Origin of the sequence: Sphingomonas leidyi (assembly GCF_011761945.1) — a bacterium.
GTDB classification, from domain to species: domain Bacteria; phylum Pseudomonadota; class Alphaproteobacteria; order Sphingomonadales; family Sphingomonadaceae; genus Sphingomonas; species Sphingomonas leidyi.
The window spans coordinates 1-20,869 of the sequence record NZ_JAASQV010000008.1; the positions used below are offsets into that span (position 1 = coordinate 1).

General features: G+C 68.9%; 17 protein-coding genes. 4 read left to right on the forward strand and 13 right to left on the reverse strand.

Features of this window, described 5'->3' with window-relative positions:
- Positions 1 to 91: 91 nt before the first annotated feature.
- From mprF to FHR20_RS22175, 3 genes are all read right to left on the reverse strand, one after another.
- Entirely contained in the window at positions 92 to 2,722 is a 2,631-nt protein-coding gene (gene mprF / locus FHR20_RS22165) for a bifunctional lysylphosphatidylglycerol flippase/synthetase MprF (protein WP_243857729.1), read from the reverse strand.
- The gene (locus tag FHR20_RS22170; protein ID WP_167301610.1) at positions 2,671 to 3,093 is read right to left on the reverse strand and encodes a DUF2147 domain-containing protein; all 423 of its coding nucleotides are present in this window, start codon (positions 3,091 to 3,093) and stop codon (positions 2,671 to 2,673) included. Before FHR20_RS22170 ends, mprF begins: the two co-directional genes overlap by 52 nt.
- A 71-nt stretch (positions 3,094 to 3,164) precedes the next feature.
- Positions 3,165 to 3,899, reverse strand: coding sequence for an AcvB/VirJ family lysyl-phosphatidylglycerol hydrolase (locus FHR20_RS22175; RefSeq protein ID WP_167301611.1), 735 nt, complete (start codon positions 3,897 to 3,899; stop codon positions 3,165 to 3,167).
- Positions 3,900 to 4,008: 109 nt separating this feature from the next.
- Here FHR20_RS22175 and FHR20_RS22180 point away from each other — a divergent pair, with 109 nt between their 5' ends.
- Genes FHR20_RS22180 through FHR20_RS22190 form a run of 3 tightly spaced genes read left to right on the forward strand, consistent with a single transcriptional unit; the run spans position 4,009 to position 6,523 of the window.
- Entirely contained in the window at positions 4,009 to 4,485 is a 477-nt protein-coding gene (locus FHR20_RS22180; RefSeq protein ID WP_167301612.1) for a PDZ domain-containing protein, read from the forward strand.
- Between the two features lie 54 nt (positions 4,486 to 4,539).
- On the forward strand, positions 4,540 to 5,160 hold the full coding sequence (locus FHR20_RS22185; RefSeq protein WP_167301613.1) for a winged helix-turn-helix domain-containing protein: 621 nt from the start codon (positions 4,540 to 4,542) through the stop codon (positions 5,158 to 5,160).
- Positions 5,096 to 6,523: a sensor histidine kinase gene (locus FHR20_RS22190; RefSeq protein WP_167301614.1), complete on the forward strand. Its 1,428-nt coding sequence runs from the start codon at positions 5,096 to 5,098 to the stop codon at positions 6,521 to 6,523. Before FHR20_RS22185 ends, FHR20_RS22190 begins: the two co-directional genes overlap by 65 nt.
- A 78-nt stretch (positions 6,524 to 6,601) precedes the next feature.
- Here the strand turns inward: FHR20_RS22190 and FHR20_RS22195 are convergent, their stop codons facing one another.
- The 6 genes from FHR20_RS22195 to FHR20_RS22215 all read right to left on the reverse strand — a co-directional run bounded on the left by FHR20_RS22195 (position 6,602) and on the right by FHR20_RS22215 (position 14,942).
- Positions 6,602 to 6,946: a hypothetical protein gene (locus FHR20_RS22195; protein WP_167301615.1), complete on the reverse strand. Its 345-nt coding sequence runs from the start codon at positions 6,944 to 6,946 to the stop codon at positions 6,602 to 6,604.
- Entirely contained in the window at positions 6,943 to 10,311 is a 3,369-nt protein-coding gene (locus tag FHR20_RS22200; RefSeq protein ID WP_167301616.1) for a trifunctional glycoside hydrolase family 18/polysaccharide deacetylase/glycosyltransferase family 2 protein, read from the reverse strand. The genes FHR20_RS22195 and FHR20_RS22200 overlap by 4 nt, the downstream gene beginning before the upstream one ends.
- Positions 10,312 to 10,621: 310 nt before the next feature.
- On the reverse strand, positions 10,622 to 10,753 hold the full coding sequence (locus FHR20_RS23105) for a hypothetical protein (protein ID WP_279589480.1): 132 nt from the start codon (positions 10,751 to 10,753) through the stop codon (positions 10,622 to 10,624).
- 76 nt (positions 10,754 to 10,829) lie between these two features.
- Positions 10,830 to 12,224: a PepSY-associated TM helix domain-containing protein gene (locus FHR20_RS22205; protein ID WP_341786497.1), complete on the reverse strand. Its 1,395-nt coding sequence runs from the start codon at positions 12,222 to 12,224 to the stop codon at positions 10,830 to 10,832.
- Positions 12,221 to 14,503, reverse strand: a complete 2,283-nt coding sequence (locus tag FHR20_RS22210) for a TonB-dependent receptor (protein ID WP_167301617.1) — start codon at positions 14,501 to 14,503, stop codon at positions 12,221 to 12,223. The genes FHR20_RS22205 and FHR20_RS22210 overlap by 4 nt, the downstream gene beginning before the upstream one ends.
- A gap of 34 nt (positions 14,504 to 14,537) precedes the next feature.
- Complete coding sequence (locus FHR20_RS22215; RefSeq protein ID WP_167301618.1) at positions 14,538 to 14,942, reverse strand: DUF2946 family protein; 405 nt, start codon at positions 14,940 to 14,942, stop codon at positions 14,538 to 14,540.
- 144 nt (positions 14,943 to 15,086) lie between these two features.
- Here FHR20_RS22215 and FHR20_RS22220 point away from each other — a divergent pair, with 144 nt between their 5' ends.
- Positions 15,087 to 15,581, forward strand: a complete 495-nt coding sequence (locus FHR20_RS22220; protein WP_167301619.1) for an asparaginase domain-containing protein — start codon at positions 15,087 to 15,089, stop codon at positions 15,579 to 15,581.
- Between the two features lie 44 nt (positions 15,582 to 15,625).
- On the opposite strand, the gene hutU is transcribed toward FHR20_RS22220, so the two are convergent.
- The 4 genes from hutU to hutI are packed head-to-tail and all read right to left on the reverse strand — an operon-like array spanning position 15,626 to position 20,785.
- On the reverse strand, positions 15,626 to 17,281 hold the full coding sequence (gene hutU, locus FHR20_RS22225) for a urocanate hydratase (protein ID WP_167301620.1): 1,656 nt from the start codon (positions 17,279 to 17,281) through the stop codon (positions 15,626 to 15,628).
- Positions 17,278 to 18,075 carry an N-formylglutamate deformylase gene (gene hutG / locus FHR20_RS22230; protein ID WP_167301621.1) on the reverse strand — a complete coding sequence of 266 codons (798 nt, stop codon included), beginning with the start codon at positions 18,073 to 18,075 and terminating at the stop codon, positions 17,278 to 17,280. Before hutG ends, hutU begins: the two co-directional genes overlap by 4 nt.
- On the reverse strand, positions 18,072 to 19,601 hold the full coding sequence (gene hutH, locus FHR20_RS22235) for a histidine ammonia-lyase (protein ID WP_208413819.1): 1,530 nt from the start codon (positions 19,599 to 19,601) through the stop codon (positions 18,072 to 18,074). Before hutH ends, hutG begins: the two co-directional genes overlap by 4 nt.
- Entirely contained in the window at positions 19,598 to 20,785 is a 1,188-nt protein-coding gene (hutI, locus tag FHR20_RS22240) for an imidazolonepropionase (RefSeq protein WP_243857731.1), read from the reverse strand. The genes hutH and hutI overlap by 4 nt, the downstream gene beginning before the upstream one ends.
- Positions 20,786 to 20,869: the final 84 nt, after the last annotated feature.

Sequence of the window (20,869 nt, forward strand, 5' to 3'; positions counted from 1 at the left end):
CTTCGCGGCGCTGGCCGGCATCGCCGTCGCCGCCGTGTGGAACTTCGCCCTGTCCTCGCGCTTCGTCTGGGGACGGTACTGAACCGACGGGTCAGGCCACCAGTCGCAATCGCCGCCGCATCGCGGCGCTGCGCGAGCCACCGCCCACCAAGGTCTGCAAGTCGATCATCCCGCGTGCCAGGCCCAGGCCCGGAGGGGCGGCGATGTAGCGCGCGGTCCATGCCGGCGAGAATTTGTCCTTGTACGCTCGCAGCCCCTCGAAGCCGTAGAACGCGTCGCCATGGCGATAGAGCAGTGCCCCGATCCGCGCCCACATCGGCGCCAGGCGGCGCGATTCGATGCCCGATAGCGGCGCCATGCCGAGGTTGAACCAGCGATAGCCCTGGTCGCGACCCCATTGCATCAGCTGGACGAACAGGAAGTCCATGGTGCCATAGGGCGTCTCGGCCAGATGCCGCATCAGATCGACCGAGAGTTCTTCGCGATTGTCCGTCGCCCAGATATTGGCGAAGGCGACGATCCGCCCATGGTGGCGCACCAGCGCGCAATCGAAGCGGGAGAGATAGGCCGGATCGAAGCGGCCGACCGAGAACGCCTTCTCGCTTTGCCCCTTGTCGTGCAGCCAGGCGTCGGAAACGGTGCGAAGCTCGGCCATCAGCGCCGGCACCTGTGCCGCGGGGACGATCTCGAAGCAGGCGCCCTCGCGGGCCGCGCGGCGCTCCGAATGGCGCAGCGAGCGTTTCTCCGGCCCCTCCATGGTGAAGCCGGGCAGCGCCACACGCGCTTCCTCGCCATATTTGACGAGCTGCAGGCCCAGGTCGATCGCGATCGGCAGGGCATCGGTGGAGATCTGGTAGAGCAGCAGCCGGCCCTGCGCCGCGTCCGCCATCTCGCGGATCTGCCAGAGCATGTCGCCCCATTCCTCCGCAGGGCCCACCGGGTCGCCCATCACGATCCAGCTCTGCCCCTGCACCTGGTACATCAACAGCGTCTGGCCGCTTTCCGAGCGCAGGAAGCGCTTGTCGCCGGCATAGGCGAGCAGCGCGTCCGTGCGGTTGGCATGGACGAGCGGCAGGCGCGGAAGCTCGGTATCGGGCGCATGTTCCTCGCGCTTCGGCTGGGCATAGCCGAACCACTGAGTCACGGCGACGCAGGTAAGCGCCACCGCAGCCGCAAAGCTTGCGCGCAGGAAGCGCGAAGCGTCGCCGCGCCAGGCGAATTCCCACCACAGATCGTCCTGATAGGGCACGTTCTTGAACGCGAAGAAGCCGATCCAGGTCGCCAGCGCCACGGCGACCGCGACGGATAGCAGTGCCCGCGTCGAGAGCGTGCTGGTGAGCGCGGTCTTGCGGTAGAAGGCGGTGCGCGAGAGTTGGAGCAGCCCCGCGATGATCAGCAGGATCATCGCCTCCTCATAATCGACGCCCTTCACCAGCGAAAAGAGGGCGCCCGCCAGCAACAGGGTACGGCAGAGGTGGAAGGCCGCATCGAGCCGCCGGTAGAGCGCCGGGGCGATCAGCAGCAGCGCGGTGCCCGCCAGGCTCGCCGCGATGTGCGAGGCTTCGACGAAGGGCAGGGGCACGAAGGCGTGCAGGTCGCGCAGGCGCGCATGGATCGCTGGCAGCGAGCCCGAGACGAGCAGCACCACCCCGCCGACGAAGACCAGCGCCGCGAGGAAGGTCGGCGCCAGCCCGTGCATCGCCAACCCCACTGCGCGGATCGCGGCGAGCGGCTTCCGCAACTGGCGCCGCTCGTGCACCGCGAGCAGCGCGCCCGCGACGAGCAGGGGGAACACATAGTAGATCAGCCGGTAGAGGATCAGTGCCGCCACGATGCGCGACGGGTCGGCGCTGGGCAGCACTGCAAGCATGACTGCCTCGAACACGCCCACGCCGCCGGGCACATGCGTTACCAGCGCCGCGATGATCGCCAGCGCATAGCCGAGGAAGAAGGCGGGGAACGCGTGCAGCCCCGCGCCGGGAACCAGGATCAGCAATGCCGCGCTGGCCAGCGCGAGGTCGATCGCCGAGGTTGCGATCATGCCCAGCGCCTGGGCCAGGCTCGGGCAGCGCAGCCGCCAGCGCCACAATTTCACTTCGCGCGCCGGGCCGCGCAGCATCGCCAGCACGCCCAGCGTCACGACCAGGATCGCGATGCCGATCCCGCGTTGTACGCCGGCCGGGATGGTGAAGCCGGCCAGTTCCAGGCCGCCGGCGTGCAATGCCAGCGCCGCGCCCGCCATCACCACCACGCCCGACCAGAAGGTGAGGCTCGCGGTGGCGATCACCTTGACGATCTCCGCCGTGTCGAGCCCCGCCGCGCTGTAGACGCGGTAGCGCGCCGATCCGCCGGTGAGCAGCGCGAAGCCCAGATTGTGGCTCAGCGTATAGCTGGTGAACGAAGCGAGCGCTGCGGTGCGATAGGGCAGCGGCCGGCCAATGATGCGCAGCGCGAGCACATCGTACAGCGTCAGCATCACATAGCTGCCGATGGTGAGCGCCAGTGCGCCGGCGATCTGCCATGCGCTGATTGCGCGGAAGGCGTGGCGCACGTCGCGCCAGTGCACCTCGTGGAGCAGGCCGCGCAGCGCCGCGAAGGCAAGCGCGGCGATCGCGACGACGGCGCCGACCTGTAGTGCGGTCTTGTAGGCGGGGCGCATCGCGGCCGGCTTCAGCCGCGCTGCCAGACCTGCGACTTGCAGATCCAGCCACCCAGGATGCATCCGCTGATCTTCAGGCTGTTCGGCCCCTGCTGCTCGATCTTCGAATAATAGGTCTGGCCCATGTCGGGCACATAGACCCGGCCCTGCCATTTGCCGTTGCCGGTCGGGTGATAGTCCTGGAGCAGTTCGGTGCCGATCAGCTTCTGGACGCCGCTGTCGCGCGCGTCGCGCTGGGCCTCGTCATTGGCCCAGACCACCCAGCCGCACAGCTTGTCGCCGCACGCGCCGGTCTGCACCTTCACGGAGCCGCGCGGGTTGACCCAGGTGCCGACCACGCCGGTCGCGGCCGCCGGCGCCTGGGCCGATGCCTGCACCGCGCCGAGCAGAATGGCCCCGATGCCGATGCCGGCCAGTATCTTGCCGAAGCGCATTTCGAAACTCCCTCGGTATCTCTGGTGACGCTCTTTGGCCCTGCGCGCCTGTCGGTGGCGTGGTCGCAATCCTAATTTTTGGTAATGTCCGTAACCGCCCGGTGGAGCGTATCGTACAACGTATCGGGGTCGTGGTGAAGCATGTGCCCGCCCGGCAATGCCACGCGCCGCACATTGGCTTGGGTCAGCATCGGGCACAGGCTGTTCTTCTCCTCCACCCCCTGCACGCAAAGCGTCGGCACCCAGGTGAGCTGGCGGCCGGTGGGCAGCGCCATGGCGTCGGGCTTGACCCAGTTGAACATTTCGGAGGGCGAGGCGTGGTAGAAGACGGTATCGGTCGGCACCACCAGCGCGACCAGCTTCACCTTGGCGCGCAGGTCCTGGGGCAGGCCGGTCAGGCCCACATGCGTCATGTCGGCGCCGAAGGATTGCCCGACCATCACCAGCCGGTCCGCATGGCCGAAGGCGAGTGCGCGCCGCGCCGCGTCGGTGATCAGCGCCTGCACTTCGGCGGGCGTGCGCTGGTGCCGGAAATAGGCGAGCGAGCTGACGCCCACCACGGGCACGCCGTCCGCGGCGAAGCGCTGCGCGATATCCGGCCCCATGCCGATCTTGAAGCCCATGTCGCCCGATACCAGCACCACCGCCAGCCCCTTCAGTGCCGGCGGCGCCGGACGCGTGGGCGAGATGTCGTAATAGACCGGGCCGCCCAGATAGCCGATATAGGCGAGGAAGCCGGTGAAGCCGGCGAGTATCAGGGCCAGGGCGGCGAGGGTGATGCCGAGCTTGCGGCGGCGAAGGCGCATGGCGAACTCCTTGAAAGTCCAGCTTCCATAGATACACGCAATTCGCTTTCCCGTGACGAGATCATGACCAAAGCTTAACGTGACTTGCCCCGGCGCCAGGGGCATCCCCATGCTCGCAATGACGAGCCGCGACATCCAGGACAACGCCGCTTCCGCCGGCCGCACGATGCGCGGAACCGACGGTTTCGTGCTGATCCTCGTCCTCTCCTTCGCGCTCAGCGCCATGGTGATCCTGGGCTGGGCCTGGCGGTCCGGGATCAACCATGTCTTCGCCGCGCAGACCGGCGCCAGCCTGTTCCCGGGCTTCACCGCCGAGACGCCAGGCAACACGGCGCGCGGGCTGGTGGTGACCAGCCTGCGTTCGGGAAGCGAGGCGGCCAGGGACGGGATGGAAGTGGGCGATGCGATCATCGCCATCGACGGACGCGGGGTGGACACGCTCGACCAGGCCCGGCGCTATCTGCGCAACGATCCCCATCCGCAGGTATATCTCGACTTGGTGCACCAAAAGCAGCTACGCCATCTCAAGCTCTTGCGAAGTGCGAGTGGAGAGAATGGGGCACAAGCTGCTGCTGGTGGAGGATGACGAGCCCACCGCCGCCTATATCGTCAAGGGAATGAGTCCTATATCGTCAAGGGAATGAGTGAAGAGGGGTTCACGGTCGACCGTGCCGATAACGGGCGCGACGGCCTGTTCCTCGCCAGCGACGGCAGCTACGACGCGATCGTGCTCGACCGCATGTTGCCGGGGATGGACGGCATGGCCGTGCTCGGCGCGCTGCGTGCTGCCAGGATCGAGACGCCGGTAATCATCCTCTCCGCGCTCGGCACGCCGGACGACCGGGTCGGCGGCCTCACTTCGGGGGCCGACGACTATCTCGTGAAACCCTTCGCCTTCGCCGAACTGCTGGCCCGCGTCCGCCTGCTGCTGCGCAAGCGCGGCGCCGCGGAGACCGCGGTGACCAAGCTGGGTTCCGGCGATCTGGAGATGGACCTGCTCTCGCGGCGCGTGAAGCGCGGCAGCAAGGTGATCGATCTCCAGCCGCGCGAATTCCGTCTGCTCGAATATTTCCTGCGCCATCCGGACCAGGTGATCACGCGCACCATGCTGCTCGAAGGGGTATGGGACTATCATTTCGATCCCGGCACCAACGTGATCGACGTCCATATCAGCCGGCTCAGGAAGAAGCTGGACGATGGCGGCGAGCCGATCCTCCACACGATCCGCGGCGCCGGCTATCGTCTCGGCCCGGCGGCGTGAGGTGACGCTGCGCTGGGGGCAGCTCGCGCGCTCGGTCATCGCGCGCTTCGTGATCATCGCCTTCCTGGTGCAGCTCACGGTCACCGGCGGCATCCTGCTCTTCGTCCAGCAATCGAGCGAAAGCGCGCTCGCCGCCGAACAAAAGGCGCTCGTCACCGATCTGCGCGAGGATCTCGTCTCCGCCTGGCATGCCGGCGGCGATGCGGCGCTCATCCGGATCATCGACGCGCGGCTCGCCCAGGCGCATGCCAGCCCGCTGGTGATCCTGCTCGCCACCGCCAAGGAAGACCCGATCCGCGGCAATCTGGGCGATTGGCCCACGGTGATCCCGGCCGAGACCGATTGGCGTGCGATCGAGCTCTATCGCACGGGCAGCGACCGGGCCGAGCTGATGGGCGTATCTTCCACCACGCTCCCCAATGGCGAGCGGCTCCTCGCCGGCCATGTGATCACCTCGAGCGTTCGCCTGGCGCGCGTGAACGAGGAAGCGATCACGGCGGCACTGGTGATCGGCGTGATCTTCGCGCTGCTCAGTGCGCTGCTGATCGGCCGCGTCCTCTCGAACCAGATCCAGGCGGTGGTCACCACCGCGAGCGACGTGGGCGAAGGCCGGCTGGGCCGCCGCGTGCCGATCGACGGCAGCGGCGACGCGTTCGATGCGCTGGGCGAAGCGGTCAACGCGATGCTCGATCGGATCGAGGCGCTGGTCTCGCAGCTGCGCATGATGACCGACGGGCTGGCGCACGACCTCAGGTCGCCCGTCACGCGGATCAAGGTCACGCTGGAACGCGCGATCATCGAGACCGAGGACGAGACCGCGCTCGCGGCGCTGGAGCGCGTGTCGGGCGAGGCGGAGACCCTGCTCGGCATGCTTTCCACCGCGCTGCTGATCAGCCGGGCCGAGGCGGGGATCGGGCGCGACCGCTTTGTCGATACCGACATCGCGGCGCTGCTCGAGGATCTTGCCGAAGTCTATGGTCCGCTCGCCGAGGATCGCGGTTTCGAGATCGCGGTCGAGGCCGAGCCGGGCCTGCACGCGCCGCTTCATCGCGAACTGATGGGTCAGGCGCTGGGCAACCTGATCGAGAACGCCACCAAATATGCCGAGGGCGGCCGCCGCATCGTCATCGGCGCCGCGCACGAGGCAGGCGGCATCACGCTGTCGGTGGCCGATGATGGCCCCGGCATTCCCGCCGAACGCCGAGCCGAGGCGCTGAGCCGCTTCGGCCGCCTCGATCCCGCCCGCCACGTCACCGGCTCGGGCCTGGGGCTGTCGCTGGTCGAGGCGGTGGCGCGGCTCCATCAGGGCAGTTTCACGCTCGAGGACAACGCACCGGGGCTACGCGCGGCGATCCGGTTCTGACGTCGCTTCCTGCCGCCGTGCATCCCCGCCTGCGCCGGGGGGACGCGCTGGTTTCACAGGCTTGCGCGCGTTCCCGACCTAGACCGCCAACGCATAGGTCATCACCAGCGCGGCCACGGTCATCAGCAGCATCGCGGCGATGAAGGTCACGTCGGCGACGCGTTCCAGCTCGTGCATCCGCTTGGTCGTCACTGTCCGCAAGGCGAAATAGGACGTCAGCGTCGCGATCAGGAACAGCACCGCGTCCAGCGCCAGCAGGTCGTCGGCAAGCGTGTTGGCGCGCCGCACCGCGATCACCACGCGCAGGATGCCGATCGCCGTCAGGCACACGCCCACCATCGCCGCGGCGATCGGGCAGATCATCCGGCAGGCGCGTTCGTCCAGCACATATTGGCTTGGTCTTTCCTCGGGCGATTTCCTCATGCGGCGGTTGCCTGCGTCTCCCGCGTGTCCTGCGCTGCCTGCGTTTCCGGTGTCGCCTGGGCCTCCACCCGGCCGCTGCGCTCCAGCTTGCCCCAACCGACCCAGGGGCCGCGCAGCGCGTTGGCGACGGCGCGGATCACCACCCAGTACATCAGCTGGCGATAGACGAAGCGCTGGGCGAGCAGCAGCAGCCCCGGATAGCGCTTCTCGCGCTTCTCCATCCGATAGGCGACCCAGCCGCACAGGAAGTCGATCGCCATGAACGAGATCCAGTAGATGCCCATGCGCAGCACGTCGCTCTCGGTCTGCGCCCAGCCATGCTGCCAGACCCGGATCGCGGTGCCGACGATCGAGGCGATCAGCGCCAGGTCGATCAGCGGAAAGATCAGCGCGAAGGCGATCTGGAACACCCAGGCCTGGGGAATGCCGACCAGGGCCAGGCCCGCCGGCTTGCGGGTGCGCAGGATCGCGCGGTGCTTCCACAGGCACTGGAGCGTGCCGAACGCCCAGCGGAAACGCTGCTTGGCGAGTGCGCGGAAGCTCTCGGGCGCTTCGGTCCAGGCGACCGCGTCGATATCATAGCCAACGCGCCAGCCCTTGCGCTGGATCGCGATGGTCAGGTCCTGGTCCTCGGCCAGGGTGTCGACCGGATAGCCGCCCACATCGTCGAGCGCCGCCTTGCGCCACGCGCCGACCGCGCCCGGCACCACCATGATCGCATCGAGGCTGGCCAGCGCGCGCCGCTCGAGATTCTGCGAGGTGACATATTCCACCGCCTGCCAGCGGGTGACCAGGTTGATGCGGTTGCCCACCTTGGCATTGCCGGCGATGGCGCCGACTTCCGGATCCTCGAACCAGCGGGCAAGGCGCGCGATGGTCAAAGGCTCGAACTGGGTGTCGGCATCGAGCGCGATGACGATATCGCCCTTGGCCAGGGCCAGCCCGTGGTTGAGTGCGCGCGCCTTGCCGCCATTCTCCAGGGTCAGCAGCTTGACCCGCGGCTCGTCGGCAAAGGCGGCGCGGACCAGATCGCTGGTGCCGTCCTGCGACCCATCGTCGAGCACGATCACTTCGACGTTCACCTGCTCGCTGGCGAGCGCGCGGCGGACCGAGGCTTCGATCACCTTCGCTTCGTTGAAGGCGGGGATCAGCACCGAGACGAAGCGATCGGGCGCGATCTCCGGCGCGACCGGGCGGTTCTTCCGGCGATTGCCGTTCACTGCCAGCCCGGCAAGGACGAGGGCGCGGGCGATGCCGAGCGCGATCGCCAGGAAGAACGACCATTTCAGCATGAAGCCAAGCGTGGCCGCGACCAGGAAGATGCCCAGGTCCATCCGCACCGCGGCCAGGTCGCCCTCCTGCACCTCGGGCATCACCTGGTCGCGCGTGAGGCCGGCGAGCTGCGAGACGGGGACGAACTGATAGCCCTTGGCCCGCAGCCCGTCGATGATCCGCGGGAGCGCCGCCAGCGTCTGCGAGCGATCGCCGCCGCCATCGTGGAGCAGGATGATCTGGCCCGACTGCTCGGCATTGCCCGCTTCCACCTCGCGCAGCGTGGTGTCCACGATCGCGTCGATGCCGGGGCGCTGCCAGTCGTTCGGGTCCACGTGCAGGCCGACATTGGTGTAGCCGGCGCGCTGCGCCGTCAGCGCGGGGATCAGTTCGTCCGCGGTGGTCGGTTCGGCGTCGCCGAAATAGGGCGCGCGGAACAGGCGGACCGAGCGACCGGTATAGGCCTCGATGAGCCGCTGCGTGGCGTTGAGCTCTATCCGCGTGCCGCGCGACGAAGTCAGCGCCAGGTTGGGGTGGGTGAAGGTATGGCTGCCGATCTCATGGCCCTCGTCGACCACGCGGCGGACGAGGAACGGCTCGGCCATCGCATTCTCGCCGATCATGAAGAAGGTGCCGGTCACCTGCTTCTGCTTGAGCACGTCGAGGATCTTCGGCGTCCAGTCGGCATCGGGGCCGTCGTCGAAGGTCAGCGCGATCTTGCCGGGCATATAGCCGGTGCGGGTGACGACATAGGGAGTCGGCAGCGACTGGAAGATCTCGTCGACGATCAGCCCCTGCGGATTCTGGACGATCGTGCGCGCGCCGACGCTCGGCGTGCTGGTGATGCGCAGGATCTCGCCCGATCCTTCCACGTCGACATCGCCGACGGCTTCGATCCGGCGCAGATCGGGGATCTTGCCCGAATGCGCCGCGCCCAGCGCCGCCCAGAAATTGGAATCCTCCGAGCCGAGGCGCCACAGGGCGACGCCCCCCACGCCCTTGATGTTGGCGGCGCGCAGCTGGTTCCAGGCAGTGGTGGCGTCGGCCATCCACACGGTGTGCTCGGTGCCATTCTCCTCATAGGCGAAGCTCTGGTTGCCGCTCGCCTTGTCGAAGGTGACGGTGGCCTCGCTGTCATGCGCGATCAGCCAGGCCTCTTCGATCGAGATCGGGTCCGCCTTGCCCGGCGCCGTCCAGTTATAGCCATAGTTGGCGATGCCGACGATCAGCTTCTCGGCGGGCACCTGGGTCAGCGCGGCGTTCATCTGGCGGACGAACCAGGCCTGGCTGGCGATCGGGCCCGCGGCGGTGGCCGGCGCGTGCTCGTCATAGTTCATCAGGATCACATGGTCGGCCGCGGCGGCATAGGCCTTCATGTTCCAGTCGTCGTCCTGCGCCGGCACGGTGACCGCGATGCTGAGCTTCGCCGCGGCGAAGCGGGCGCGCGCCTCGCGCAGCAGCGCCAGATAGTCGCGCTGCGATGCGGTGGGCAGTTCCTCGAAGTCGAACACCGCGCCGTCCGCCTTGCGTGCCACCAGCGTGCGCTGCAGCTCGTCGAGAAAGGCGGCGCGCGCCTTGGGGTCGCGCAGCAGCGCGGCGGCGCCGACGCTGTCCCAATTGTCGCCGGTGGCGTTCTGCACCATCGGCAGCACCTTGGGCCGGCGCGTGGCCGAAGCGAGGATCGGGTCGAATTCGGTGTCGGGCGCGGTGGCGATGCGGTGTTGCGGCCCGGTGACGGTGTAGAGCGAGGGGACCACCCAATCCAGCTCGTTGATATGGCGGCGCAGCGAGGCGCCGCTGGCATCGTCCCAGGGCACGTAGAAGCCCACCGCGAGCGGTGCGGCCGAGACCTTGGCCGGTCCTTGCGGCAGCCAGGACGCGAAGCTGTGGCGCAGCCGGTTGGCCTGCTGCTTGAGCGAACGCGGCTGGGGATGCTCGAGCGCCATGGCGAGAGGGCCCGGCGTGGGCACCCGCACCACGGTCATCGCGAAGGCGCCGGCGGCGAGCACGATCACCAGCAGCAGCGCGAAGAAGGCACGCATCGTCCAGCGGTTCCGCTTGCCGCTCGCATCGAAGAAGATCGGACGTTCCATCGCCTATATGCCCTGGTTGCAATGTCTGGGTGCGACGCCCGGCCCGAGGAGTGCAGGAGGGCCGGGCGCCGCGGTTTGCCGGCCATGAACGCGGATATGGCCTGCCCGTTCGGGATAGCCTTGCCCGCCCTTCCCGGACCTGCCTTCCAGATTAACTTACTGTCATGTGCGCGGATGGCCAAAACAAAACGGCCGGCGCGGGAGGGGGCGCGCCGGCCGTTCAGGTATTGCGGGTGCGGGAAAAGAGGAAACCCGCACCCGCTGACATCGCCCCGAACAGGGAGAGTGGGCGATGCCGAAACTCTCGGGGTCAGCGCCCCTGCGCGGCCACCGCCGCCGGCGCGTGGGCGACGAGGCGGGCATCCGCGGTCGACCAGGCTGCCGATCCGCTCACCAGCGTGGCGATGGCCAGCAGCGCGATCGTGGTGCGGCGATGGGGCATTGCCTTACTCCTCTCTGGTCGTTCTCGGTGACCGTGGATGGGAAATGCGCCCTTGCCGGTATCGGGGCGGTGGCCGTCAGGTTACATTTTGGTCAGGCATGCGCAGCCCCAGCCAGCGGGCCAGCCCCGGCGCCGTGCGCCGCACACCCAGTTCGAACGTCGCCGCGATCGCCAGCGTGATCCCGAACAGCGGCATCAGCAGCCCGAGCAATATTGTCAGGCCGACCAGCGCCCAGCTGTGCCGCAGCGGATCCTTCGCCGCCGGCGCGCCCAGCCGGCCGTGCGGCCGCCGGCGCCACCACAGCACCAGGCTCGACACCGCCAGCGTCACCAGCCCGATCAATATCGTCAGGTTGGCCAGCTGGTTGAGCAGCCCCAGCCACGCTCCCTCGTGCACGGCGACGCCGAAGCCCACCGCGCGGTCGATCCAGTGCCGGTCGGCAAAGCCCTGCGATCCGATCACGGCGCCGTCCTCGCCGATCTCGACCGAGACGCGCCGCGTCCGGTCCTCGGCCTGCGACCGGGCGAGCCAGCGCCCGCCCGCCCGCGTCGGCGGACTCACTTCGGCCGGTGCCGCGAGCCCCAGCGTCATCGCCTTGCCCACCACCCGGTCGAGCGCCGGCCCGGCGGGCACGACATGCACCATCGTCATCCCGTGATGCCCGGCATGTTCATCCAGCATCGCGCGAGCGCCCTTGTCGAGCTCGACGCGCGCCGCCGCGTCCGCCGTCGACCCCGCCGACCAGTCCTGCCGGCCCGCCGCCGTGCCGGTTGCCACGCGCACCTGGCGGAGATAGTCGCCCCAGTTCTTGGCCCAGGGCAGGCCCGATGCGATCAGGAACACCGCGCCGATCGATACCCAGAGCCCCGTCACCGCGTGCATGTCGCGCCAGAACACGCGCCTGCCGGCGCCGAGCCGGGGCCACAGGATCCCGCCCGGCCCCTTGCCCTTGCGCCCGCGCGGCCACCACAGGAACAGGCCGGTGAGGATCATCACGATCGTCCAGCAGGCGGCGATCTCGACGAGCGCCGACCCCCGGTCGCCCGCCAGCAGCTCGCCGTGCAGGCGGAAGATCACGCGCATGAACCGGTCTTCCTCGGGCACCGCCTTCAGCACCTGCCCGGTCTGCGGATGCACCCAGACGCGCGTCTCCTCGGCGCCCTTGCCGACGAGCAGCTGCACCGCGTCGTCCGGTGCTTCGGGCAGGACATATTTGTGCAGCACCGACCCCGGCACCGCCGCCGTGCCCGCCGCGGCGATCCTGTCGGGCGCCAGCATCGGCCGGCCCGGCACCGCGACATGCGCATAGGGGGCATAGAGCCATCCCTCGATCTGCGGCTTGAACAGATAGATTCCGCCCGTCGCCGAGAGCCACAGGATGAAGGGCACGCAGAAGATGCCGGCATAGAAATGCCAGCGCCACACCGCGCGGAACCAGCGCTCGTGCCGGGCGGGGGCGGGCCCGCTCACAGCGTCCACCCCGCTTCGACCAGGAAGCTGCGCTGCGGATAGGGGTGATACACCCAGGCGCGATCGTTGGTGATATTGTCCACCCCTGCGCTCAGCCGGAACCGGTCGGTCATCTTCCAGTTCACCCGGGCATCGAGCGCGAACAGCTCCGACGTATAGCCGAAGGTATCGCCGCGCTGGAGCCCGAACAGATCGGTATTGGGCCGCGTCGCATAGCGCATGCCCATGGCGACCAGTATCCGCGGCGTCACCTGATACCGGACATTCGCGTTGAGCCGCCAGCGCGGGATGCGCGGGAACTGCACGCCCTCCGCCGCCGGCGCGCTGGCGTTGCGCACCGTCCTCGAATCGATCCAGGCAAGGTTGGCATCCAGGGCGAGCCCGCGCACGCCGACGTCGCGCGCCTCCGCGATCAGTTCGAGCCCGATCTGCCGCGTCACGTCGATATTCTTGAAGCTCGAGGTCGTGATCCCGTTCTGGTTGAACCCGACGAACGAGAAGATCGTGTCGTCGACGCGCTGCCAGAAGGCCGAACCGGTGAGCTTCAGCCTGCCGAAGTCATGGGCCACCACCAGGTTGGCGTCGCGCGAGCGCTCGGGCTTCAGGTTCGGATCGAAGCTGTCGCGGTTGAAGCTCCCGTCGCCGTTCAGGCTTCCCTGAAAGAGCTCGCCCACCGTCGGGAAGCGTGTCGCCTCGGCCAGGCTCAGCTGCACGCTGGTCGCGCCGCCATGCCATTCGACCGAGAATTTCGGATCGAACGCCGTCTTGCCGCGCGCCGCATAACGGTTGGTCACCGGCTGGCCGGAGGTGCCGATCCGCCCGAGCCCGCCGTCGAACGCCCGCCAGCTCTCCAGCCGCGCGCCCAGCGCAAATACCAGCGCATCGGCATGCAGCCGCGCCTCGGCCCAGCCGGCGAGCAGCCGCGTCTTGCCGAAGGTGCGGGTAGAGAAGGCGCGCCCGCCGTCCGAGCGCCAGTGCGGCAGCGTGTAGTTGGTCAGGTCGGTTCGATAGAGATTGGCGCTCGCTCCCGCCGCAAGGTCGAGTGCGCCCGCCTTGCCGTCCAGCGAGAGTTCGGCAGTGTACCAGCCGGTCGGCCCCTGCCGGGCCAGCAAGCCCGCACCGTCGGCGGCACCCGCCGCCCAGCTCGCCGACGTGAACCCGTCCGACCGTGCGATCTGATAGGTCGAGAGGTTGAGCTTCGCAGTCATGCCGGCGCCGACCGGCGCCGCGATCCTGGCGCCGGCGAGGAACTCGTCCCGCACCGTCCGCGACCAGCGGGCGCCCGACGCCGTCCAGGTCCGCCCCAGCGTCGTCACGCGTCCCTCGCAGACCTTGTCGCCCGCCGCGTCGCGCAGATAGCAGTCGGGCGCATATTGGGCATCGAGGTTGTGCCAATAGGCGAACAGCATCTCGCCGGTAACGCCCGATGCGCCGTCATAGCCGATCCGCAGCTTGGCCTGGTCCTGCGTCGTCGCCGCCGGGCTTTGCGCGGCGAAGACGGGATTGCTCGCGCTTCCCGGCGCATTGGGGATGGCCTGGCCCGGATCGACCACCGCACCGGTCACCGGCGTGCCCGTCGCACCCGCGGCCGGGGCGAGCCCGTACCAGCTCATCGGCTGGCCGTCGTTGCGGAAGTGTCGCCCGGAGATCCGCGCCGACCAGGGCCCGTCCTGCTGCCGCCAGCCCAGGCCTGCTTCGCCCGACCAGCCCCAATAGGTCGCGCGGGTGCCGTATTGGCCATAGGGCTCGGCCAGGCCCTGCACCGTGGCGAAGGCCTCGGTCTTCTCCGGCGAGCGAGTGGTGATGTTGACGATCCCGCCCATGGAATTGCCCGAATAGCGCGCCGAATAGGGGCCGTAGACGATGTCGAACTGCTCGACCTCGCCCGGGCCGACCACACCCCATTTCGGCGCGAAGCCGAAGGAGTTGCCGAGGAAGTTCGACACCACGAACCCGTCGACCATCACCAGCGTGCGGGCGCTCTGGGTCGAATGGGTGCCGCGAAAGCCGGGGACGCCATTGGAGTCGCCGGCATAGCGTTTGCGCACGAAGAAGTCGGGCGCGTATTTCATCAGGTCCTCGACATTCTGGGCGTTGACGCCGGCGAATTGTTCGTCGCCCAGGCTCACCGAGAGTCCGCGCGGGTCGATGGTGATCGGCGCGCCCTTCTGGCCGATGACGAGGATGGAGGAATCATTCTCCGCTTCCTGCGCCAGGGCAGGAGCGGCGATGCACAGGAGCGGCAGCGCGCAGAGGCGCGCGCGACGATGGGAAGACATGGGAAATCACCTGAACGAGGAAAGTCCGACGGGTTCAGGTGCGGGCAGGGGGTCCTTGGGCGGGCGGCTGGGCAAAGGCCCGGCGCCGGATCCTGGGTTGCGCGGCGGGTGCGAAGCCCAGCGCAAGCAGGAAGGCGATGGCGGCGAGCAGCAGCACCGGATCGGCGCCACCTGCCATGGCATGGCCGAGCGAGGAATAGGCACAGCCGCCGTCCTGCTTGGCGCCGTCGGGCGCCTTGGCGTGATCGGGCGCCATCGGCAGTTCGATGGTCATCGTTGCCGGGCCGCTGCCATCGCAGATCGCCACGGTGAGCGTCTTTCCGCCGGTGTCCGCGAGCATATAGCCCTGGGGAACGAGCGCCTTCATCGCCAGCGCCAAGGCGATCAGCCACAGCGCCAGCCGGCGATGTTCCTTCAGGAAGACGCGCCATGCCCCCATGGACGCCCCGGCTACGCGCTTCGGGGCCGCGTGTCACGTCCGTATTGGGGGACAGGGGCCGGGCATATTGTCCAAGCCCTTCGCGGCGGGGGATGACGGTGGGAGGTGCTTTTCCTGTTCTTCGAACCGGCGTAAGGGCCGCGCATGACCAGCACCCAGCCCATCCTCGTGCTCACCACCGGCGGCACGATCGACAAGCAATATTTCGACGCGTCGAGCAAATACACGATCGTCGGCACCATGGTGACCCGGCTGCTCGAGCTGGGCCGCGTGCTGCATCCCTTCGAGGTCGAGGAAGTGATGCGCAAGGACAGCCTGGAGATGGACGATGCCGATCGCGCCCTGATCGCGGCGCGCGCCGCCGCATCGGATGCGAAGCGCATCGTCATCACGCACGGTACCGACACGATGACCGAGACCGCCGGGGCGCTGACCGGCATCGAAGGCAAGACGATCGTGCTGGTCGGCGCGCTCGCCCCGGCGCGCTTCGCCGAGAGCGACGCCACCTTCAACCTCGGCATGGCCTTCGCCACCGTCCAGGTCGCGAAGCCGGGCGTCTATATCACGATGAACGGCACCGTGTTCGAAGCCGGCAAGGTGGTGAAGGACCGCGAGGCGGGCAGGTTCGTGGAGATCTAGGTTCCCCCTATCTTCCTGGGAGGGGAGAAGCCGCGGCCGCCGCCCTACAATATCCCCGGCAGGTCCAGCCCCTTCTCCCGCGCGCAATCGATCGCGATGTCATAGCCCGCATCGGCGTGCCGCATCACGCCGGTGGCGGGGTCGTTCCACAGCACCCGCTCGATCCGCCTGGCTGCTTCCGGCGTGCCGTCGGCGACGATCACCATGCCGGCATGCTGCGAATAGCCCATGCCGACGCCGCCGCCATGATGCAGCGAGACCCAGGTCGCGCCGCTCGCGGTGTTGAGCAGCGCGTTGAGCAGCGGCCAGTCGGAGACCGCGTCCGACCCGTCGCGCATCGCCTCGGTCTCGCGATTGGGGCTGGCGACCGATCCGCTGTCGAGATGATCGCGGCCGATCACGATCGGCGCCTTTAGTTCGCCCGACGCCACCATCTCGTTGAAGGCCAGGCCCAGCCGGTGCCGGTCGCCCAGTCCCACCCAGCAGATGCGGGCCGGAAGCCCCTGGAAGCGGATGCGCTCGGCGGCCATGTCGAGCCAGTTGTGGAGATGCGCGTCGTCGGGCAGCAGCGCCTTCACCTTGGCGTCGGTCCTGGCGATGTCCTCGGGATCGCCCGAAAGCGCGGCCCAGCGGAACGGCCCGATCCCCCTGCAGAAGAGCGGGCGGATATAGGCGGGGACGAAGCCGGGAAAGGCGAAGGCATCGGCCACGCCCTCGTCGAGCGCGACCTGGCGGATATTGTTGCCGTAATCGACCGTCGGCACGCCCGCCGCATGGAAGTCGAGCATCGCGCGGACATGCTGCGCCATCGAAGCCCTGGCGGCACTGGCCGTCGCTTCCGGGTCGCGCTCCCGCCGCTCGATCCATTCGGCGACGGACCATCCCACGGGCAGATAGCCGTTGACGGGGTCATGCGCCGAGGTCTGGTCGGTCAGCAGGTCGGGGCGGATGCCGCGGGCGAACATCTCGGGCAGGATCTCGGCCGCATTGCCGAGCAGGCCGACGGAGACCGGCTTGTCGGCGTTCCGGATGATCTCGAGCGCTTCGTCGATCGTCTCGGCGGCGCGATCGAGATAGCCGGTGCGCAGGCGCATCTCGATCCGGCTGGGCTGGCACTCGATGGCGAGGCACGAGGCACCCGCCATCACCGCCGCCAGCGGCTGTGCCCCGCCCATGCCGCCCAGGCCGGCGGTGAGCAGCCAGCGGCCCTTCAGGTCGCCGCCATAATGCTGGCGGCCCATCTCGGCGAAGGTCTCGTAGGTGCCCTGCACGATGCCCTGGGTGCCGATATAGATCCATGAGCCGGCGGTCATCTGGCCGTACATCGCAAGGCCCTTGCGATCGAGCGCGTTGAAATGCTCCCAGGTCGCCCAATGCGGCACGAGGTTCGAATTGGCGAGGAGGACGCGCGGCGCGTTCTCGTGCGTGCGGAACACGCCGACGGGCTTGCCCGACTGGATCAGCAGCGTCTCGTCGGCTTCGAGATCGCGCAGCGCGGCGACGATCCTGTCATAGCTCTCCCAGTCGCGCGCCGCGCGGCCGATGCCGCCATAGACCACCAGCTCCTCGGGCCGCTCGGCGACATCGGGGTGCAGGTTGTTCATCAGCATGCGCAGCGCCGCCTCGGTGAGCCAGCTCTTGGCGGTGCGCTCCGTGCCGGTGGCGGGCTTGATGATGCGGCTATTGTCGAGGCGAGTCATTCCGGGGCTCCGGCGAAATTGAGACAGGCTTGGAGGATGTTGGTCAGCGCCGCGCGCATCGGGGCAGCGCGGGCTTCGTCATAGGGCGTGGGCCACCATGCTTCGTCGAAGCTGGCGGGCTCGTCGATATAGCCGCGACAGGCCAGCTCCATCTGGATGGCGTGGACGCCCCCTCCGGGCCGCCCATAATGGCGGGTGGTCCAGCCGCCGCGGAAGCGCCCGTCGGTCACCTGGCTCCAGGGCGTCGCGGCGCAGGCGGCTTCCACGGCCTGGCGCAGGGCAGGGGCGCAGGTCGTGCCGCCATTGGTGCCGATGTTGAACTGCGGCAGCTCGCCCTCGAACAGTCGCGGCACATGGCTGCGGATCGAATGGGCGTCGTAGAGGACGACCCTGGGGTGGATCGCCCGGAGCCGGGCGATCTCCGCCTCGATCGCGGCGTGATAGGGATCGAAATAGGCGGTGCGCCGCCGGGCGATCTCGTCCGCATTCGGGTTCTGGAGCGGCTCGCCGTCGAAGGTGGTGGTGGGGCAGAGCTCGGTCGTCGCCTGGCCCGGGTAGAGCGAGGCGCCCGAGGGATCGCGGTTCACGTCGATCACGCTGCGGGAAATGCCGGTGCGGATCGTGGTCGCTCCGAGGCCGGCGGCGAAATCGTAGAGCCGGTCGATCCACCAATCGGCATCCTTGCGGGCGAGCCAAGGTGAGGCGAACGCGATCTCCGCCGGAATGTCCGTCCCGGTATGCGGGAAGGCGACGATCAGCGGCGCCTCGCCACGATGGACCTGGGGCCGGCTCATGCGACCCCCGGCAGCGCGATTCCCGCCGCCTCGGCCACCGCGCCGGCGCGGACCAGCGCGGTCGCGGCCTCGATATCGGGATGGAAGTGCCGGTCATGGTCGAGCGTCGGCACGTCGCGCCGCAGCCTGGCGCGGACGCGTTCCAGAGCCGCGGAGGAAGCGAGCCCGGCATGGAAGTCGCAGCCTTGCGCCGCGGCGAGCAGCTCGATGCCGATCACTGCGCCGGCGTTCGCCGCCATCTCGAGCAGGCGGCGGGCGCCGTGCGCGGCCATCGAGACATGGTCCTCCTGGTTCGCCGAGGTCGGGATCGAATCGACGCTGGCCGGCGTGGCGCGCTGCTTGTTCTCGGACACGAGCGCCGCGGCGGTCACCTGGGGAATCATGAAGCCAGAATTGAGCCCCGGCCGGGGCGTGAGGAAAGCCGGCAGGTTGGAAAGGGCGGGATCGACCAGCATTGCGATCCGGCGCTCGGCGATCGAGCCGATCTCGCAGATCGCCAGCGCGATCATGTCCGCAGCGAAGGCCACCGGCTCGGCGTGGAAATTGCCGCCCGACAGCGCCTCGTCGGTCTCCGGGAAGATCAGGGGGTTGTCGGAGACTCCGTTCGCCTCGGTCTCCAGCGTCGTGCCCGCCTGGCGCAGCAGGTCGAGCACCGCGCCCATCACCTGGGGCTGGCAGCGCAGGCAATAGGGGTCCTGCACGCGCGGATCATTGTCGCGATGCGAGGCGCGGATCGCGGAGCCCTGCATCAGCGTACGCAGCGTCTCGCCCACCGCGATCTGGCCGGGATGGCGGCGCAGCTGATGGATGCGCGGATCGAACGGCGCATCGGTGCCCTTGGCCGCCTCGGTCGAGAGCGCGCCGGTCACCAGCGCCGCCTGGAACAGCGTCTCGGTCTCGAACAGGCCGGCCAGGGCGTTGGCAGTGGAGAATTGGGTGCCGTTGAGCAGGGCGAGGCCCTCCTTGGGCCCAAGCGTCAGCGGGGTGAGGCCGGCCTCGGCCAGCGCCTGTGCGGCGGGCAGCACGCGGCCCCCCATTTCGATCTGCCCGACGCCGATCATCGTCGCAGCCATGTGCGAAAGGGGCGCGAGGTCACCGCTGGCGCCGACCGACCCCTGGCTCGGCACCACCGGCGTGAGGCCCCCGGCCAGCATCGCTTCGAGCAGCGCCACCGTGGCCGGCCGCACGCCCGATGCGCCCTGGGCGAGGCTCGCGAGCTTCAATGCCATCATCAGGCGGACCACGGGACCAGACGAGGGCGCGCCCACGCCCGCGGCATGGCTGAGCACGATGTTGCGCTGGAGCGTGGCCAGGTCCTCGGCCTCGATCTTGACGCTGGCGAGCTTCCCGAAGCCGGTGTTGATCCCGTAGACGGGTTCGCCACGCGCCAGGATGCGCGCCACCGCGGCCGCGCTTTCGGCGATCCGCGGGGCGGCGGCGGGATCGAGCTTCGGCACCGCGCCGCGCCAGATCGCGCGCCATTCGGCCAGCGGCACCGCGCCGGGGATCAGCAGGATTTCGGTCATTGGCCCTTCCAGATGCGGGCATGGAGCGGGTTGAGCCCCATGCGATAGACAAGTTCGGCCGGCCGCTCGACGTCCCAGATCGCGAGGTCGCAGGACTTGCCGGGTTCGATGGTGCCGATCTCGCGATGGAGGCCAAGCGCCCGTGCCGCCTCGCAGGTCATGCCGGCCAGGCACTCCTCCACGGTGAGGCGGAACAGCGTCGCGGCCATGTTCATGACGAGCAAAGGGCTGGTGAGCGGGGAGGTGCCGGGATTGCAATCCGTGGCGAGGGCGATCGGCACCCCCGCGTCGCGCAGCGCCTGGACCGGCGGCAACCGGGTCTCGCGGACGAAATAGAAGGCGCCGGGCAGGAGCGTGGCCACCGTGCCCGCCTCCGCCATCGCCGCGATCCCGGCATCGTCGAGATATTCGAGATGGTCCGCCGACAGCGCGCCATGCGAAGCGGCGAGCGCGGCGCCATGCTGGTTGGAAAGCTGCTCGGCATGGAGCTTCACGCGCAGCCCATGCGCGCGGGCCGCTTCGAAGACACGCCGGGTCTCGTTGGCAGTGAAACCGATATTCTCGCAAAAGGCATCCACCGCATCCGCCAGCCCCGCCTCGGCCACGGCCGGGATCATCGTCTCGCAGACGAGGTCGACATAGCCGGCGCGGTCGTCCGCATATTCGGGCGGCAGCGCATGCGCGCCGAGAAAGGTCGTCGCGATCCGGACCTTGCGCTCCCGGCCCAATGCCCTGGCCGCGCGCAGCATCTTGAGTTCGCCATCGAGCGAGAGGCCATAGCCCGACTTCACTTCGACGGTGGTCGCGCCCTCGGCGATCAGCGCATCGAGCCGGGGCAGCGCGCTCGCCGTCAACTCGGCCTCGCCTGCCGCCCGGGTGGCGCGCATCGTCGAGACGATCCCGCCGCCGGCCCGCGCGATCTCCGCATAGCTCGCGCCCTGCAGGCGCAGCTCGAACTCGTGCGCGCGGTCGCCGCCATGGACCAGGTGCGTGTGGCAATCGATCAGCCCGGGAGTGATCCAGCGGCCCTCGCAGTCGATCGTCTCGACCGCGGAGGGGGCCTCGCGCGCGGACCCGATCCAGGCGATCCGGCCATCCTTCGCCGCCACCGCGCCATGCTCGACGATGCCCATCCCAGGGCCCGCCATCGTCGCGATCCGTGCATTGGTCCAGAGTCGGTCCATGCGCGCATCCTTGCCTGTGGATGCGGTTATGTCTAGACATATTAAAACCAATCCATCGTCATCCCGGCGCATGCCGGGGCGGCG

What these genes read in the sequence shown, in the direction of transcription:
- hutH (WP_208413819.1), bottom strand. Translation starts at nt 19,601, where the DNA reads ATGACCGAAATCCTGCTGATCCCCGGCGCGGTGCCGCTGGCCGAATGG.
- FHR20_RS22210 (WP_167301617.1), bottom strand. Translation starts at nt 14,503, where the DNA reads ATGTCTTCCCATCGTCGCGCGCGCCTCTGCGCGCTGCCGCTCCTGTGC.
- hutI (WP_243857731.1), bottom strand. Translation starts at nt 20,785, where the DNA reads ATGGACCGACTCTGGACCAATGCACGGATCGCGACGATGGCGGGCCCT.
- FHR20_RS22195 (WP_167301615.1), bottom strand. Translation starts at nt 6,946, where the DNA reads ATGAGGAAATCGCCCGAGGAAAGACCAAGCCAATATGTGCTGGACGAA.
- mprF (WP_243857729.1), bottom strand. Translation starts at nt 2,722, where the DNA reads ATGCATCCTGGGTGGCTGGATCTGCAAGTCGCAGGTCTGGCAGCGCGG.
- FHR20_RS22200 (WP_167301616.1), bottom strand. Translation starts at nt 10,311, where the DNA reads ATGGAACGTCCGATCTTCTTCGATGCGAGCGGCAAGCGGAACCGCTGG.
- FHR20_RS22180 (WP_167301612.1), top strand. Translation starts at nt 4,009, where the DNA reads ATGCTCGCAATGACGAGCCGCGACATCCAGGACAACGCCGCTTCCGCC.
- FHR20_RS22185 (WP_167301613.1), top strand. Translation starts at nt 4,540, where the DNA reads ATGAGTGAAGAGGGGTTCACGGTCGACCGTGCCGATAACGGGCGCGAC.
- FHR20_RS22190 (WP_167301614.1), top strand. Translation starts at nt 5,096, where the DNA reads ATGGCGGCGAGCCGATCCTCCACACGATCCGCGGCGCCGGCTATCGTC.
- hutG (WP_167301621.1), bottom strand. Translation starts at nt 18,075, where the DNA reads ATGAGCCGGCCCCAGGTCCATCGTGGCGAGGCGCCGCTGATCGTCGCC.
- FHR20_RS22170 (WP_167301610.1), bottom strand. Translation starts at nt 3,093, where the DNA reads ATGCGCTTCGGCAAGATACTGGCCGGCATCGGCATCGGGGCCATTCTG.
- FHR20_RS22220 (WP_167301619.1), top strand. Translation starts at nt 15,087, where the DNA reads ATGACCAGCACCCAGCCCATCCTCGTGCTCACCACCGGCGGCACGATC.
- FHR20_RS22175 (WP_167301611.1), bottom strand. Translation starts at nt 3,899, where the DNA reads ATGCGCCTTCGCCGCCGCAAGCTCGGCATCACCCTCGCCGCCCTGGCC.
- hutU (WP_167301620.1), bottom strand. Translation starts at nt 17,281, where the DNA reads ATGACTCGCCTCGACAATAGCCGCATCATCAAGCCCGCCACCGGCACG.
- FHR20_RS23105 (WP_279589480.1), bottom strand. Translation starts at nt 10,753, where the DNA reads ATGCCCCATCGCCGCACCACGATCGCGCTGCTGGCCATCGCCACGCTG.
- FHR20_RS22215 (WP_167301618.1), bottom strand. Translation starts at nt 14,942, where the DNA reads ATGGGGGCATGGCGCGTCTTCCTGAAGGAACATCGCCGGCTGGCGCTG.